General features: G+C 50.5%; 15 protein-coding genes. 3 read left to right on the top strand and 12 right to left on the bottom strand.

Going from position 1 to position 16,488, the window contains the following annotated elements:
- Window positions 1–12: 12 nt before the first annotated feature.
- The 7 genes from KHQ09_RS01970 to ahpC form a co-directional block, all read right to left on the bottom strand.
- Complete coding sequence (locus tag KHQ09_RS01970; protein ID WP_213600236.1) at window positions 13–1,359, bottom strand: ABC transporter substrate-binding protein; 1,347 nt, start codon at window positions 1,357–1,359, stop codon at window positions 13–15.
- A gap of 149 nt (window positions 1,360–1,508) precedes the next feature.
- Window positions 1,509–2,498, bottom strand: coding sequence for an ArsA family ATPase (locus KHQ09_RS01965; protein ID WP_213600235.1), 990 nt, complete (start codon window positions 2,496–2,498; stop codon window positions 1,509–1,511).
- On the bottom strand, window positions 2,489–2,773 hold the full coding sequence (locus KHQ09_RS01960) for a cory-CC-star protein (protein WP_213600234.1): 285 nt from the start codon (window positions 2,771–2,773) through the stop codon (window positions 2,489–2,491). The genes KHQ09_RS01965 and KHQ09_RS01960 overlap by 10 nt, the downstream gene beginning before the upstream one ends.
- 4 nt (window positions 2,774–2,777) lie before the next feature.
- Window positions 2,778–4,457: a carbon starvation CstA family protein gene (locus KHQ09_RS01955; protein ID WP_075656713.1), complete on the bottom strand. Its 1,680-nt coding sequence runs from the start codon at window positions 4,455–4,457 to the stop codon at window positions 2,778–2,780.
- Between the two features lie 511 nt (window positions 4,458–4,968).
- Complete coding sequence (locus tag KHQ09_RS01950; RefSeq protein ID WP_213600233.1) at window positions 4,969–5,874, bottom strand: LysR substrate-binding domain-containing protein; 906 nt, start codon at window positions 5,872–5,874, stop codon at window positions 4,969–4,971.
- Window positions 5,875–5,887: 13 nt separating this feature from the next.
- Window positions 5,888–7,456, bottom strand: coding sequence for an alkyl hydroperoxide reductase subunit F (gene ahpF, locus KHQ09_RS01945; RefSeq protein WP_213600232.1), 1,569 nt, complete (start codon window positions 7,454–7,456; stop codon window positions 5,888–5,890).
- A gap of 79 nt (window positions 7,457–7,535) precedes the next feature.
- Window positions 7,536–8,099 carry an alkyl hydroperoxide reductase subunit C gene (gene ahpC, locus KHQ09_RS01940; protein ID WP_022709552.1) on the bottom strand — a complete coding sequence of 188 codons (564 nt, stop codon included), beginning with the start codon at window positions 8,097–8,099 and terminating at the stop codon, window positions 7,536–7,538.
- A 392-nt stretch (window positions 8,100–8,491) separates the two neighbouring features.
- On the opposite strand from ahpC, the gene KHQ09_RS01935 reads away from it, so the two are divergent.
- The 3 genes from KHQ09_RS01935 (at window position 8,492) to KHQ09_RS01925 (ending at window position 11,649) form a co-directional block, all read left to right on the top strand.
- On the top strand, window positions 8,492–9,469 hold the full coding sequence (locus tag KHQ09_RS01935; protein WP_213600231.1) for a 3'-5' exonuclease: 978 nt from the start codon (window positions 8,492–8,494) through the stop codon (window positions 9,467–9,469).
- Window positions 9,470–9,692: 223 nt separating this feature from the next.
- Complete coding sequence (locus tag KHQ09_RS01930) at window positions 9,693–10,769, top strand: acyltransferase family protein (protein WP_213600230.1); 1,077 nt, start codon at window positions 9,693–9,695, stop codon at window positions 10,767–10,769.
- 190 nt (window positions 10,770–10,959) lie between these two features.
- Complete coding sequence (locus KHQ09_RS01925; protein WP_213600229.1) at window positions 10,960–11,649, top strand: DUF899 domain-containing protein; 690 nt, start codon at window positions 10,960–10,962, stop codon at window positions 11,647–11,649.
- An 84-nt stretch (window positions 11,650–11,733) separates the two neighbouring features.
- Here KHQ09_RS01925 and KHQ09_RS01920 read toward each other — a convergent pair whose 3' ends face one another.
- The 5 genes from KHQ09_RS01920 to KHQ09_RS01900 form a co-directional block, all read right to left on the bottom strand.
- Window positions 11,734–12,417 (bottom strand): ABC transporter ATP-binding protein, encoded by a 684-nt coding sequence (locus tag KHQ09_RS01920; RefSeq protein WP_370637854.1) that lies wholly within the window; start codon window positions 12,415–12,417, stop codon window positions 11,734–11,736.
- Complete coding sequence (locus KHQ09_RS01915) at window positions 12,417–13,166, bottom strand: ABC transporter ATP-binding protein (RefSeq protein ID WP_213600228.1); 750 nt, start codon at window positions 13,164–13,166, stop codon at window positions 12,417–12,419. Before KHQ09_RS01915 ends, KHQ09_RS01920 begins: the two co-directional genes overlap by 1 nt.
- The gene (locus tag KHQ09_RS01910) at window positions 13,159–14,139 is read right to left on the bottom strand and encodes a branched-chain amino acid ABC transporter permease (RefSeq protein WP_213600227.1); all 981 of its coding nucleotides are present in this window, start codon (window positions 14,137–14,139) and stop codon (window positions 13,159–13,161) included. Before KHQ09_RS01910 ends, KHQ09_RS01915 begins: the two co-directional genes overlap by 8 nt.
- A gap of 72 nt (window positions 14,140–14,211) precedes the next feature.
- Entirely contained in the window at window positions 14,212–15,132 is a 921-nt protein-coding gene (locus KHQ09_RS01905; protein WP_121993208.1) for a branched-chain amino acid ABC transporter permease, read from the bottom strand.
- Window positions 15,133–15,289: 157 nt separating this feature from the next.
- The gene (locus KHQ09_RS01900) at window positions 15,290–16,438 is read right to left on the bottom strand and encodes an ABC transporter substrate-binding protein (protein WP_213600226.1); all 1,149 of its coding nucleotides are present in this window, start codon (window positions 16,436–16,438) and stop codon (window positions 15,290–15,292) included.
- Window positions 16,439–16,488: the final 50 nt, after the last annotated feature.

Below are 16,488 nucleotides of genomic sequence, written 5' to 3'. Positions count from 1 at the left end.
CCTGCCATCAAATTACCGGTACCATCTCTTGTCATTGGTGACAGGAGACACTGATGAAAGCAGGGTCTCAATCATTGCCAGATTGTGTTCAACGATACGGCGGATTTCACCGGAGAATTGCTCCTGTTCTGCTGTGCGTGCCACACTTCGCGGCCATTCTGTTTTCAGATCTTCACTCAAAATATTGGCTTCATGTGCCGACAGGGGCGGTGTGCTGAGCAACTGCCGTGCGCGCGCCAGAGTGCTCAGAGTTTCTGTATTTTCAAATTTAGCCGCTTCCAGCTCATTCACTTTCCGCCAAAGTCGGCCAAGTGTTGCTCTGCGGCGGATAATGAAACTATCAAAGATGAGATTGACCAAACCATATCTCTCGGCAGACAAATGCGGGTCAAATTCTGCCGTATTCATCAGGCCGCGCCTGTCCGGTGCCGGTAACAGGTCTTTATTCAGCTTGCTCAGCACAGGAATGCGGTTAATGCCGGGATAGCGCAAGATTTTCTGCCCTTGTTCTGAAAGCAGAAAATCCACAAAACGCTCAGCATTGGTGATGTTTTTAGCACCCCGCAAAATAGCAATATTGGCTGGCGTATAAATCGCATCGGGCGGCATGATGAAAACATTATCCGTATGCGCATCGTCGAGAGGTTGCGCCAGAAAATCAATCGTAATGCCGATGCCGAAGCGCTTCTGCGCAACACCGGATGCAACGCCAAAACTGCGTGCTGTTACTGTTGACAAGTTGCCGCCAAGTTTGGAGAGCATCGCCCAGCCTTTATCCCAGCCATAGGTTTGCAGAAAGACTTCCACAATCAGATGCGTTGTGCCGGAGCGCGAAGGCGAAGTAATACCGATATGCCCCGAATAGACCGGCTTTAACAGATCATCCCAATTGCGCGGGACCGGCAGATTATGTTGCAGCAGATAGGACGGGCTGTACACAATGCCGTAGCCCGACAGAGCGAACCCTAAATAATATCCTTCAGGATCATTCACCGGATAGCCAAGAACATATTGCGGTGCTCCGGTCGGCCTGCTGCGGATCGGACGCAACGCTTGTTTGCGTTTTAATAATTCAAAAGCATCTGCGGCGGACGCCCAGAAAATATCCGGCGTGATATCCGGTTTCTCCATGATGAAACGGTTCGCACTCGCCGTGTTTCTTTGCGCGATAGACACACGAATATCAGGATATTGCTTTTCGAATGCGAGGCGAAACGGCTCAAAAAACGATGGCGGATATGACGTTATAATCGATAATTCGCCCTGCTCTGAAGAACGCACAGGAACAACAGACAGCGCCATTGAAAAGGCGAAAAACACCAACATATTGAGAATGTTAACGGTGCTTATTTTGACCATGTCTTCCCGTTCATACGAAACGCTCCTCCCCAGGCGCAGTCGAAGAAGTTACTATCATGGCATCAAGGATAAGTCATGTATAGGGCTGGCCTGCCGCCTGCCCTGAAATCTGACATGTGAGTTTGAGCATATCCTGTCATTTTTAAAAATCAGCCGAGATAGGCGGAAGAAAAATGCACAAGCTCCTGACCGCCGATGATCTCATTGGCAGACAGAGGAATTTGTTTAATCTCCGGCACTTTGGGCTGCAACGCTTTGATTAATTTCGCCAGATGCGCATCTTCATTCTTTGCACGCTGATCGAGCAATGCACTTTCGCCCCGCGGCGAACGACGGTTCACAAAAAGACCGCCGACAGATACCTGCAAATCATGCAAACGCTGACAAAGCTCTATTGTTTCGAGAACCGGCAACCGCTCAGCGGTCAGAACAATCATGAAAGCCGTTGTTTCACTATCTGTCAGGATTTCACGCAACTTACGAAAACGATCCTGACGCCGCATCAAAACCGCCCGCATTTCATGATCGCGGGTTGGTTCATCCTCAAAAAGGTTACTGGCAACATCATTATCGGCATCAACGGCTTTAAACTGGCCAAGCGCGCGTGTGAAATTGCCCGAGCGTTCGCGGTTTTTGAGCAAGCCGTCCGTCCATGCCGCCATCAGTTCCGGCAATTCGAGAAGTCTGGTCGTATGTCCGGTTGGCGCGGTGTCAAAAATAACGGTGTCATAGTGCGCAAGCCCTGTTTCCAAAGTCACGGCAATCCGCTCCAGCAAGGCGGCTTCAACCATACCCGGTGCTTCACGCGCCTGCTCCAGATGCCGTTTGACTTCCTTATGCAACCTTTCCGGCATCAGTTTTCGCAGTGAATTTTCGACTGTTTTAAGATGCTCATCGACAGTGCTGCTTGGGTCAAGTTCAATACCATCCAGACCGGCCATCAGCGAAACCGGCTTGGCGCCGATCTCACGTTCCCATAAATGGCCGAGATTATGCGCCGGATCGGTTGAAACCACTAATATGCGGCGACCTTCCTGAGCAAGTCCTGCGGCTGTCGCGCTGGCCAGAGTTGTCTTGCCGACCCCGCCCTTGCCCCCGAAGAACAGAACCCGGCGATCTTTTAAAATATTCAGCAGCATCGGAAACCATCAAGCGGCGAGTGTTCCATACCCATTCGGATGTGCCAGTCGTGAAAACGATCATAGAGCTCGGGCATCAATTCCAGAGTGTAATAGGTAGCGGGATTGGGAATACCCAGACTTTCCGAGAAAACGAGCATCATGAAAAGATCGTCCTCCTCACGTCTGGCTTTTGCAAAAGTACGTCTGTAGGGCGCAGCATAGAACTCCCCCAGACCTTGAGAGACGGCGCTAAACAGCGCCGCCAGTTTTTCTTTATTCTGCCGTCTGGACATCAGGTCAATCCGCCAGTCCGGCAGCCGCTTGCGCGCTATATTCCCTGCGCATTGTCCGGATTGCCTCCAGTGCAACAAAGAGCGCCGCACCAAGCACAACCAGTCCCAGTCCGAACAGGAGCCATTGTTTGTTCGCAAAGAATGTTCCGAGCTGTATGAAAAGCGCAAGGATCGCCATAACCAGCACAAAGGCCAGCGGGATCAAAACCGGCAGAACCGGACGCTTCATACGCAGCAACATCACTGCAACAATCGCAAGTGTTAGTCCGGCGAGCAACTGGTTAGTTGTCCCAAACAACGGCCAGATCAGCATACCGCCGCTGCCGCCTGTACCGGCACCGAAGGCAAGAGCAAGACAGCTTGCAAGCGCGACCAAAGTCGCCACGGTGCCGCCCTGCAATGGCTTGATATTGGTGATTTCGCCAACTTCCTGAATAACATAGCGCTGCAAACGCAGCCCCGTATCCATCGTTGTTCCGGCGAACAATGCGGCCATAACAGTCAGGATGGTTGCGGCAATACCGACACCAAGCCCTGTACCTGCTGACAAGATATTTGCACCACCTTCAACAAAGGCTTTAACACCACCGGCAGAGAACTGCGTATATACGCCCTGCCAGGCTTCATAAGATGCAAAACCAGCCGTACAGGCGATAATCGCAGCGAGCGCAAGCATACCCTCACCGACAGCACCGAAATAACCGACGAAACGGGCATCGGTTTCCTTGTCGAGCTGTTTGGATGATGTGCCCGACGAGACAAGCCCGTGGAAGCCGGAAATCGCACCGCAGGCGATGGTCACGAACAACAGTGGCACAATGCTCGGTGTTCCTGCCGGAACATCCGGATTGAATGCCGGTACCACGATCTGCGGCTGCGCAATCAGAGTTGCACCATAGAGCAGTAACAGACCGACAAAGAGCTGAAGTCCGTTAATATAATCGCGTGGCTGAAGAAGAACCCAGACCGGCAATTGTGAAGCAATACCCGCATAGATGAAGAGATACAGAATCCACTGCACCATCGGGCTCATGCCGAGAAAGGATTCCGGCAAAGTAATCGGATAAGCCTGTCCGACAAAGATAAGCGCATAAAGCACGATCACGCCAATCACGGACGGCCACAGCAGCCCGACGCCATGGCGATAAATCAGCTGCCCGATAACGATTGCCACGGCAATTGCGCCCCAGATCGGGATCACCGATGTCGGGAAATTAATCAGCAGACCTGCAATGACCACTGCGAAAACGGCGTTAACCATCAGCAGCAGCAGGAAAATAACAGTCATGAAAATGGAGCGGGCACGGGTGCCAAGAACATTCTCCGTGAGTGCACCGATTGAACGGCCGCGGTTGCGGACACTTGCCCATAGCGCACCGAAATCATGAACACCTGCAAAGAAAACAGTACCGAGCACAACCCAGATAAAGGCCGGCGCCCAACCCCAGATCACCGCAATGGCAGGACCAACGATAGGTGCCGCGCCGGCAACAGAAGTAAAGTGATGCCCCCACAGCACAAACTTGTTGGTTGGCACATAATCTACGCCATCTTTCATGGCATGAGCGGGTGTTTTATATTCCGGATCAAGTGCATAGATGCGTTCAGCAATGTATTTCGAATAAACGAAATAGCCCCCTGCAAATGCGGCAAGGCCGACAAGTATAAGTATCATCGCGCTCAAACCATTTCCTCCCATAGCAAGCCGATTTATATTGAATTATGATGCTGTTTTTCTGTTGCACTCCAAGTTGCAGTCAAACTAAAGTCTAATAAAGTATATTGTCGTTTATTATAAAAATACTCAGCAAAATGTATGCGTTTTCTGTCATAGATAAATTTCATGATGCGATACGGCAACAAGATATACAGATTGCGAATGTCAAATTATTAATGAAATATTTTCCATGTGCAAGCGTCATTCTCTGCATCTCAATGTATTGAAGACCAGAGCTTAGCCAAACCTGCACAAGCAGCTATTAAGATGTGAGAGCGAGCGCAGCGCATTTTTATGTAACGCATTGTTATTATTGTTAATGCTTTGCGAGCAGTAACATCGTGTCGAGACTTGCCTGAACCAGCCTTATGGACACACACAGAACTTCATCGCACGCGCGATGTTCTCAGTTTTTTACACAAGCGCATATTCACTGACGCGGAATGATTCTGCTGAAGCGCAATATGTTCAGCCCATCTCAGGCCTGTTGCGGCATAAGTTCAGCTACAACACCGGCGATGATGGATGAGAGTTTTTCCATCAACTCACCGGAATTACTTGATCTGCGCCAGTAAAGGCCAATATTTCTCTGAAACCCATCGGCCTCGAGAGGTAAAAAAGCGATGTGATTTTGCGCATTCGCGCCGATGCAAGCCAATTGCGGCAATAAAGTAAGCCCCATACCCGCCACAACCATCTGCCGTAAAGTCTCGAGACTGGTACCGCGAAAACCGTCATATTCATGTGCACCATAACGCCGGCACAATGTAAGCGCCTGATCGCGCAGACAATGCCCCTCTTCGAGCAGCATCAGACGCTGACCGGAAAGTGCATCTGCCGATAAGCGGTCTTGCCCCGCCAGAACATGACCGGAAGGTACGGCCAGATGGAAAGGCTCACAGAATAGTTTTTGTCCGGTGACCTGCGGGTCTTCAACCGGCAATGCCAGCAATGCGGCATCAATCTGCCCGTCGATCAGTCGCTGCAATAAGATGGTGCTTTTTTCTTCCGTCAGTAAAATTTCCATGGACGGAAAATGACGCATAAATTGCGGCACAATATGCGGCAAAAGATAGGGACCGAGTGTCGGGAATACACCCAGATGCAAGCGCCGTGCACCATCGGCACAATGTCCGGCAGCTTCATCGCGCAATTGTGTCACTTCATGAAGAATTATGCGTGCGCGTCTGACTGCTGCTTCACCGGCTTGCGTAAGAATAAGTCCGCGTGATGAGCGCTCAAATAATGTGACGCCCAGCTCTTCTTCAAGCTTGCGGATCTGCGCAGAAAGGGTCGGCTGACTGGCATTGCAGACTTCAGCCGCACGATGAAAGTTGCGCTGTTCAGCCAGCGCAACCAGATATTCGAGCTCGCGGAGATTCATGCGAGACCGCGCATTAAGCCGCCTGCTCCTCAGCAGGCAGACGGATCAGATAGTCAAAAGCTGCAAGCGATGCCCGTGCTCCTTCGCCCATCGCAATCACAATCTGCTTATAAGGTGCAGTTGTACAATCACCTGCCGCAAACACACCCGGAACCGAGGTTGCACCGTAAAGATCCGTGATGATTTCACCACGGGCATTCAGCGACACTGTATCCTTCAGCCATTCAGTATTCGGCACAAGACCGATCTGCACAAAAATGCCTTCCAGTGTGAGCGAACGGGTTTCACCGCTGATCCGGTCTTCATAGGTAAGACCGGTGACACGCTTGCCGTCGCCGGTCACTTCTGTGGTTTTGGCCGATGTGAGAACAGTCACATTCGGCAGGCTTTTCAGTTTGCGCTGCAACACCTCATCAGCGCGAAGTGCCTTGTCAAACTCGATAAGCGTTACGTGACTGACCAGACCGGCCAGATCAATTGCGGCTTCCACACCGGAGTTCCCGCCGCCAATCACGGCAATGCGCTTGCCTTTAAACAACGGGCCATCGCAATGCGGGCAGAAAGCAACGCCCTTATTGATATATTGCTGTTCACCCGACACGCCCATTTTGCGCCAGCGTGCACCGGTCGACAACACAACAGAAGTACTGGTAAGGGATGCGCCCGACGCCAGCGTCACCTTAAAGCCTTCAGAAATCCGCTCCAGTTTAACGGCCTGCTGACCATTGATGATTTCGGCATCATAATCACGCACATGTGCTTCCAGAGCGCGGGCCAGTTTTGGCCCTTCTGTATGCGTCACCGAAATGAAATTCTCAATCGACATTGTATCCAGCACCTGACCGCCAAAACGGTCAGCAACAACACCGGTACGGATGCCTTTGCGCGCGGCATAAACCGCTGCCGCTGCACCGGCAGGACCACCGCCCACAACCAGTACATCAAAAGGTGCCTGTGCGTTAATCGCTTCGGCAGCACGTTCACCTGCGCCGGTGTCAATCTTCGCCAGAATTTCCTCTGCGCCCATACGGCCGGAACCGAAAGCCTCGCCGTTCAGGAAAATAGAAGGCACCGACATCACCTGACGCTCGGCAACTTCATCCTGAAACAGCGCGCCGTCGATCGCGACATGTTCAATACCCGGATTAAGTACGGCCATCAGGTTCAGCGCCTGCACAACATCAGGGCAGTTCTGGCAGGAAAGAGAATAATAAGTTTCGAAACGGAAATTACCCTTGATGCCACGAATTTGGTCGATCAGTGCCTGCTCGACCTTTGGCGGATAACCACCGGCCTGCAAAAGAGCCAGCACCAGAGAAGTAAATTCATGACCAAGCGGAAGGCCCGCAAAAACCAGATGAATGTCTTCACCCGGTGAGGTCAGTGCGAAAGACGGCACACGTGCACCGGCCACATCGCCGCGCTTAATCGTAATCTTGTCTGACTGTTCGCGGATTTGTTCAAGAAGTTGCAGCAGCTCATGCGATTTAGCATCATCTCCGGCATAGGCGATGATTTCAACCGGCCGCACCAGACGTTCCAGATAGCCCTTCAGCTGGGTTTTCAAGTTCGTATCGAGCATACTGTGTTCCTCTTGCTAAACTGTCACAGATAATCGGGCAGCTGCGGAAACAGCCGCCCGTTTTATTATTTACGGCGCGTCAGATTTTGCCGACGAGATCGAGCGAAGGAGCAAGGGTCGCTTCGCCTTCCTGCCATTTTGCAGGGCAAACTTCACCCGGATGCGAACGTACATACTGAGCAGCTTTGATCTTGCGTACGAGATCAGAAGCATCACGGCCAATGCCTTCAGCAGTGATTTCCATGGCCTGAATGATACCGTCCGGATCAACGATGAAAGTTGCGCGGTCTGCAAGACCCTGACCTTCGCGCATAACACCGAAATTATTGGTTACAACACCGCTCGGGTCGCCGAGCATGGTGTAGTTGATCTTGCCGATTGTGTCGGATGAATCGTGCCAGGCTTTGTGTGTGAAATGCGTATCGGTAGAAACCGAATAAACCTCAACACCCATTTTCTGCAGTTCTTCATAATGATCTGCAAGGTCACCCAGTTCTGTCGGGCATACGAAGGTAAAGTCAGCAGGATAGAAGAAAAATACGGCCCATTTGCCCAATACGTCTTCTTCAGTCACGGAGATGAATTTACCCTGACGGTAAGCCTGCGCGATAAAAGGTTTGATCTGTGTGTTTACGGTTGCCATTGTGCACTCCTGTCAGAATGTTGTCTGGGCTCCGTATAGAGGCTAAGACGTAATTTATAAAGTCAATTAATCATATAAAATTGATAGATTTTAACTATCGCCACATAAAATTTCTATAAATACAATTAAAACAATAAGTTAGATCGAAATTTTGCCGGCTTTCCAATGCCTGCCATTTTTGCATAGCAGCCATGCAATATCATCAATGCACTGCATTCTGTGGAAATCTCTGCTTCCCTGACAGAGAAAAGAGCTAAGCATTACGCTTTATCCCTGTCAGGCTTCATTCAAAAAAACACTGGCATCGCTATCCGACAAATGGACTTTGACTTTATTTGCCAAGATTAATTAGAATATGCGCATTCTAAAGTCTCAGTAGTAAGATTTGCGGTATGAATTTAAAATCAGTCCAGTTTGATATGTTTGACACGAAAACCAGCCATCCGGTTGACGTGACGCCTGTTGCCACCACCCGCAAATCTGTGCCGGACAATGAAGAAGCCTTAGCGCGGCAACTGGAAGAAACGGGACGGTTCCGCATTCTGCGCAAACTGACACCACGCCCGATTGTCAGGCGGGAGGACAGTCCGTTTGAGCGGCTTGCTGTTCTTATTGATACGGAAACAACCGGACTGAGCCATGTGACCGACCAGATCATCGAGGTTGGTGCCGTTGCCTTTACCTATAATGATGAAGGTGCTTTTGGTGATGTGGTTGGCGTCTTCAGCGGAATGCAGCAGCCAACAATTCCAATTCCGGCGGAGATTACACGGCTGACCGGTATTACTGATGCAATGGTGCAGGGTCAGACACTTGACCTCCGGTCGCTGGAAGCGATGATCGAACCTGCTGATCTCATCATTGCCCATAATGCCGGATTTGACAGGCCGTTCTGCGAAAAGCTTTCCCCATTATTCGCGTCCAAAGCATGGGCATGTTCCGTTGCGGAAGTGCAATGGGCGGGGTTTGGTTTTGAAGGCAGCAAACTGGGCTATCTGGTCGGCCAAAGCGGGCTCTTCCATAACGGACACCGCGCGACAGATGATTGCCACGCATTACTAGAAGTATTGATCCGGCCCGCAGGCGCGGACGCAACTGTTCCTTTCACTGAGCTGCTCAAATCCAGCCGCAAAGCCCGTGTCAGAATTTACGCGGAAAACAGCCCCTTTGACATGAAAGATCACCTCAAAAAGCGGGGCTACCGGTGGTCAGACGGTAATGACGGCCGCCCCAAAGCATGGTGGGTTGAAGTTGACGAGGACAACTATGCCGACGAGTTGCACTATCTTCAAACGGAAATCTATCACTGGAAAGATGCTGAACCGCTATCCATCAGGCTGACAGCACAGGATCGCTTTAAAAGCCGTTAGTCGCTCTCTTGCCTGATGTTCCGGTTCGAGATTTTACTAAATGAACGAATAATTAAGATATTCTAATATTAATTAACTGCTTAAATTTACATGGCGAACAAGTATTCACATAAAATTCAGGAGATAAACATTTCATGCTAACTTTGAAAAACTTTTCATAATCCTGTTTGTACTATAAAAGATATCTCAGAACGTAAAAATTTTTCCGTTTTGAGGATTCTCTATGAGTACGCAGCTTCAGCTTAAGTCTTTACAGCAAGGTCGTGGTTTGGCTGCGATGGCTGTTGTTGCTTTCCATCTATCTCTGCTGCTTGGCAGTTCCCGCTATCTCAATGATGCAGTTTTTTTAGATTTTACACATCGCGGAAATTTAGGCGTAGATTTCTTCTTCGTGCTTTCAGGTTTCATCATCGTTTTTGCACATTACAAAGATATCAATCAGCCGGAACGTGCCCCGGAATATCTGCTGAAACGTTTCACACGGCTTTTTCCCGTCTATTGGCTTTATACAGCGATCTTCTGTGGTTTAGTGGCGTTGGGATTTGGCAGCGCAAGCATTGTGCCGGAAAGCTTCAGCAACTGGATATCGACAATATTTTTAGTACGCCTCGATAGTTTCGAACTACCGATCACGCCTGCATGGACGCTTATTCACGAACTTGCATTTTACCTGATTTTTGCAACGCTTATTCTGAACAGAACATTCGGTATAATTATCTTGGCTGCATGGCTGATGACCGGTGGCATAGTGTTTCAATATGCTGAAGAAGGCTCAAGATCGGCTTTAACCACTTATTTTTCCCCGTTAAATTTTAATTTTCTTATCGGAATGGCAGCCTTTTATGCCTTCCATCATTTCACGAAGATCAATTTGAAACCGGCTTTTCTGACCGGTCTTGCCTTGTTTATTCTCGTTTATATTCTGGAAAGCCGCGGCATCAGCTATCAGTATCTCCAAATCATTTATGCTGTCAGCTTCGGCCTGCTCATTTTGGGTGCAGTGTCTTACGAGAAAAGCGGGTTCGGGACTGCGAGATTTAAAATTCTCAGCCTCATTGGTGATGCTTCCTACACGATTTACCTGACGCATCTGGCATTTCTCGGCCTGATCGCTAAAGTGATGATTAAAATATCTGCATATATACCATTGAGCCCGTATTTAATTTACCTCGCTGTCTTCAGTGCAACGATTATTGCCGGATGTTTGCTATATTGGTTCGTAGAGCGGCCACTCTTGCGTTATTGCAGAACATTAATGAACTCCAGAAAACAGCGAAGCGTGCTCATTAAAGCTGTTTAACAGCCGGAATATTGAGCCGGATTCTCCGGTGCCAACACCATCTTTGTTAAGAAAGTGGTGAACCGTCCGCATTTCCGGTACAACAGACGTCCTGATCTCTGATGCAGCTTTAAACACAGTGCTGTCAGCCCTGTCTCGCAGCATCAGAGAATAGTTTAAGCGATACAATCAACAATAGGAGCTTATTTCAATGCTGCCTGAAATTGTTTCGATGAATGAATGGCAAACCGCACTCGAAGAGCAAATCGATAGGGAAAAAGCCTTTACCCGCGCGCGCGACCAGCTGAATGCACAACGCCGACTTCTGCCGATGGTTAAAATCGACAAGCCATATTCCTTTACCGGTCCATCGGGAGAAGTCAGTCTGGCAGATCTCTTCGAGGGGCGTCGGCAGCTGATTGTCTATCACTTTATGTTTGCACCCGAATGGCGGGCGGGTTGCGACGGCTGCTCATGGGTTGTAGATGCAATGACCCATCCCGCACATCTTAATGCACGGGATACATCGCTCGTACTCATCTCACGCGCCCCGCTGGAAAAACTGCAAAACTATCAGAAGCGTATGGGCTGGCAGTATCCGAACTGGTACTCCTCGCAGCATAGCGATTTTAATCAGGATATGGGCGCTACACGGAGTGATCCGGCCACGCCGGACATCATGCAGGAAATACATGGTGTCAGTGTTTTCCTGCGCGATGGCGAGAATATCTACCGTACCTATTTTAACGGCGCACGCGGGGTTGAGTATCTCGGCAGTCTTTGGACCTATCTGGATCTGACCCCTTATGGTCGTCAGGAATTTTGGGAAGATTCACCCGACGGATGGCCGCAGACGGAGCCATATGTCTGGAACCGGCGTCACGATGAATATGATCGTTAAACTGCATTCTCACTGGCTGATAATTTTCACATATCTCTCCCTGAACAAATATGTTCGGGAAGAGACCCGTTCTTGCACTACACATTACACGCCGAGATATCTGTCCTGAATATCGGCCGTCATTTCACCGGATGTGCCTTGCCAGACCGTACGCCCCCGTTCCAGCACAACACAACGATCCGCTACCGGCAGTAATTCCGACAGCGTTTTATCGACGACCAGAATGGACTGACCACGCCGTTTCAGTTCCCGCACAGCCTTCCAGATTTCCAGCCGGATCACCGGTGCGAGCCCCTCGGTCGCCTCATCCAGCACGATCAATTCCGGATTGGTCATCAGCGCCCGACCAACAGCCAGCATCTGCTGCTCACCGCCGGACAAAGTATTCGCCTGTTGCTGGCTGCGTTCTTTCAGTCGGGGAAACAGCTCATTCACCGCCTCTAGCGTCCATTCCCCTTTGCGGGCAGAAGCCAGCAGATTTTCCGTAACTGTCAGATTTGGAAAACAGCGCCGTCCTTCCGGCACCAGCCCCAGCCCCAGCCGCGCAATACGATAGGGCTGCATCGCGGAAATATTGCGCCCCATGAAGCTGACTTTACCCTGACGCAGGGGTGTCAAGCCGAAAACCGAGCGGATAGTGGTGGTTTTTCCCATGCCGTTGCGCCCCATCAGCGCGACGACTTCACCTTTTTCCACATGCAGATCAATGCCGAACAATGCCTGTGAAGCGCCGTAAAATGTCTCGACCTGATTGAGTTCCAGCAACATCAAACCGCCTCCCCGAGATAGGCTTCCCGCACCAACGCATTGCTGCGGATTTCAGCCACGGTACCGGTCGCAACAACACGGCCATAAACCAATACGGAAATCCGATCAGCCAAAGCAAAAACCGCATCCATATCATGCTCAACCAGCAGCACCGGCACTTCATGGCGCAACTTGTCCAGAAATGCTGTCAGCTGCTTTGAGCCTTCAGGCCCCATTCCGGCCATCGGTTCATCCAGCAACAGCGCTTTGGAGCGCAGAGCCAATGCAATTGCAATTTCAAGCTGGCGGCGTTCACCATGAGAAAGTTCGGCGCTGGACACCAGCATCCGCGATCCGAGATGCACCCGATCCAGAATGGCCGCAGCCTCATCTTTTAAAACCGCATCCTGCATTACCGGTTTCCAGAAACGGAAACTGGAACCCTGACATGCCTGCAAAGCCAGCATGACATTTCGCAAGGCGGAAAATTCCGGCATCAGCGAAGACACCTGAAATGTCCGCCCCAGCCCCAGCTGCGCACGCTGTGTCACACCAAGCGTGCCTATATCCTGCCCGTCGAAACGGATTGTACCGCTATCATGCTTAATCGTACCGGCAATCTGGCCGATCAGGGTGGATTTTCCGGCTCCGTTCGGCCCGATCAGCGCATGGATTTCTCCTTTACGTAAATCCAGACTGACATCATCGGTCGCTTTCAGCCCGCCAAAGCTTTTACGCAGGTTTTTAATGTCGAGAACAGTCTCAGCCATAACGGATTTTCCCTGCAACAAGCCCAATAATGCCGCCACGTGCAAACATGACAACACCGAGCAAAATCAACCCGAAGAAGAGCTGCCAGTGTTCAACCATGCCGCCAAGTGCGAATTCAAACAATACATAAAGCACTGCGCCAATCAGAGGGCCAAACAAACGCCCCGTGCCGCCAAGAATAATCAGCACGATCAGTTCGCCCGACATATGCCATGACAGCATGGACGGACTGACAAAACGATTGAGATCGACAAATAAAGCACCGGCAAGTGCCGTAAGCATCGCGGACAATACGAAGGCGACCAGTCTGATACGCAAGGGGCCAATGCCAACGGAAGCCAGCCGCAATTCATTCTGCCGCGCACCTTCCAATGCCGCGCCAAAACGGGAATTGCGGATGCGTGAGAACAGAAACAGCGCCACCATCAAAACGCCGTAAGCGATCAGGAAAAAGCTCAGCGGTTTGAGCGTATTCACACCAGGGAAATTATTACGCAATGCGAGGGACAAACCGTCCTCACCGCCATAGGCCGGCCATGAAATCGCGAAGTAATAAATCATCTGCGCGAATGCCAGTGTAATCATAATGAAATACACACCCGATGTACGCAGGCTGATAATGCCGATTGGCAGCGCAACAAGACCGGCAACCAGCATAGCAACAGGCCAGATAATCAGCATCTGGTCACTGCCTGAAATCGTCATTGGCCAGCTCATCAGCGCCGACCCGTCAGCAGCATGGCTGGCCAGAATACCGGTAATATAGCCGCCGATGCCAAAAAATGCGGCATGGCCGAAAGACACCATACCGCCAAGACCAAGCACCAGATTAAGTCCTGTGGCTGCCAGTGCCAGAATGGCAATACGCGTCACCAGTGAGATATAAAATATCTCACCCATCTGATTGGCAATCAATGCAATGATTGGCAATGCCAGCGCAAAAACCAGACTTATCAATGTTTCGCGTGTCATTGTGCCTGCTCCTGACATGTCTTACCTGCCAGCATTCGAACTGCATCACAGCATGAAGAAAACATTGTGAAATTATCCATTGGCTGCAAACAATCCCTGTGGGCGCACCGTAAGAATGATTGCCATCACGATGTAAATCAACATGGATGCCAGCGCGGTTCCCGCTGTTGCCGCCTGTGACGGCTCCATAAAGACTGCGAACAGTTTGGGCAGCAAAAAGCGCCCCATCGTATCCACAACACCAACCAGAACTGCTCCGGCCAGCGCGCCTTTAACCGAGCCGATACCGCCGATCACAATCACCACAAAAGCGAGGATCAGTACCGGTTCGCCCATACCGACCTGTACGGATTGCAGAGCCCCGACCAATGCACCGGCAAGACCGGCCAGTGCCGCACCAAGAGCAAAAACAATCGTGTTGAGCTTTGCAATATCAACGCCCAATGCGCCGATCATTTCACGGTCTGCCTCACCGGCGCGGATGCGCATGCCAAGACGGGTTTTTGCAATGAGAAAATACAACCCGACTGCAACAACAATACCGGCACCGATAATCGCCAACCGGTATAGCTGATATTGTGAGCCGCCGGGCAGCGTAACAGACCCCTGTAAAAGCGGCGGAATATCCAGATAAAGCGGGAATGAACCAAAGATCCAGCGTGTCGCATCGGAAAAAATCAGGATCAGAGCAAAGGTGGCCAGAACCTGATCGAGGTGACTGCGATTATATAATCTGCGGATCAGCACCATTTCCATGATTGCACCGGCAGCAGCGGCGGCAATCAGGCTGGCGATGAGCCCGAGCCAGAAAGAGCCGGTTGCCGCAGCCACAACGGCACAGGCAAATGCGCCGACCATAAATAATGATCCATGCGCCAGATTGATAACCCCCATAACCCCGAAAATCAGGGTCAGGCCGGCGGCCATCAAAAACAGCATAACGCCGAATTGTAACCCGTTGAGTAACTGCTCAATTAAAAGTGCAGAAGACAAAACCGCGTCCGATCTGTTGATTGGTTCTCATAAAAATATCTTTGAAAAAAGTCGTCTATGCCGCCCGAAGACCTGTTATGGCAACAGTCCGGCCGGTGCTGAAGACAGTCTGAGCTAAAAGCAGCGACAGTTCACACTGTCGCTGCATCCGGTTGCATCAGAGCTTGCAGTCTTTTGCATAGTTGTCCTGATGATCGGTGAAGCTTGTTGCTACGATCTTATTGGTCAGGACGCCGTCTTCTTTGATTACTTCGCGCATATAAATATCCTGAATAGGATGATTATTATTGCCGAATTTGAACTTACCGCGAACAGATTTAAAATCAGCCGCTTTCATTGCTGCGCGGAAAGCATCTTTGTCATTCACACTCGCTTTGGCGGCTGCCGACAGGATCAGATTGGCTGCGTCATAGCCCTGTGTTGCATAGAGCGAAGGCAGGCGGCCATATTCTTTTTTGAAAGCCTCGACATAGGCTTTATTGGCTTGATTATCGAGATCTTTTGACCAGTGGGAAGAGTTCTTCACACCCACCGCCGCATCACCGATTGCGCCGAGCACATCCTGATCGAAGGAGAAGCCGGGACCGGTTACCGGAATGGTCATGCCCGATTGTGAATATTGCTTCATGAAAGCAATACCCATGCCGCCCGGCAGGAAGAAATATACGGAATCAGCGCCGGAAGCACGGATCTGGGCAATCTCGGCAGCATAATCGGTCTGGCCGACTTTGGTGTAAATTTCACCGGCCAGTTTGCCTTTGTAGAAACGCTTGTAACCGGTTAGAGCATCGGTGCCTGCCGGATAGTTCGGTGCCAGAATAAAGCTGTTTTTGTAGCCTGCAGTATTGGCATAGTTGCCGACAGCTTCATGCAGATTATCGTTCTGATAGGCGGCATTAAAGTAATTGGCATTGCATTTGGCACCGGCCAGCGCAGACGGTCCCGCATTGGTGGAAACGTAGATTTTATCCTGCGCGACAACGCTTGGCACTACGGCCATTGCAAGATTGGACCAGACAATACCGGTCAGAATATCAACCTTATCACTCTGCACCATTTTATCGGCGATCTGCACAGCCAGTTCCGGCTTTTGCGCATCATCTTCAACGATAACGCTGACATCTTTATTGCCGGATTGTTTGACCGCCAGCAGAAAGCCGTCACGGATATCAATGCCGAGTCCGGCACCGCCGCCGGAAAGCGTTGTAATCATGCCGATTTTCAGAGGTTCTGCCATTGCAGAACCGGAAAATGCCAGCCCCAGACCAAGACAGGCCGTTGATAAGCCAAGAGTAATTCGTTTCATCAGTGTTCCCTCGCGATTATTGTTATTATGCAGTTCAATAATAAAATGCC

Source organism: Pseudochrobactrum algeriensis, from assembly GCF_018436245.1.
Lineage (GTDB): Bacteria > Pseudomonadota > Alphaproteobacteria > Rhizobiales > Rhizobiaceae > Pseudochrobactrum > Pseudochrobactrum saccharolyticum.
Note: the sequence above shows the minus strand (reverse complement) of the source record. Positions and strands in the feature narration are given on the sequence as shown.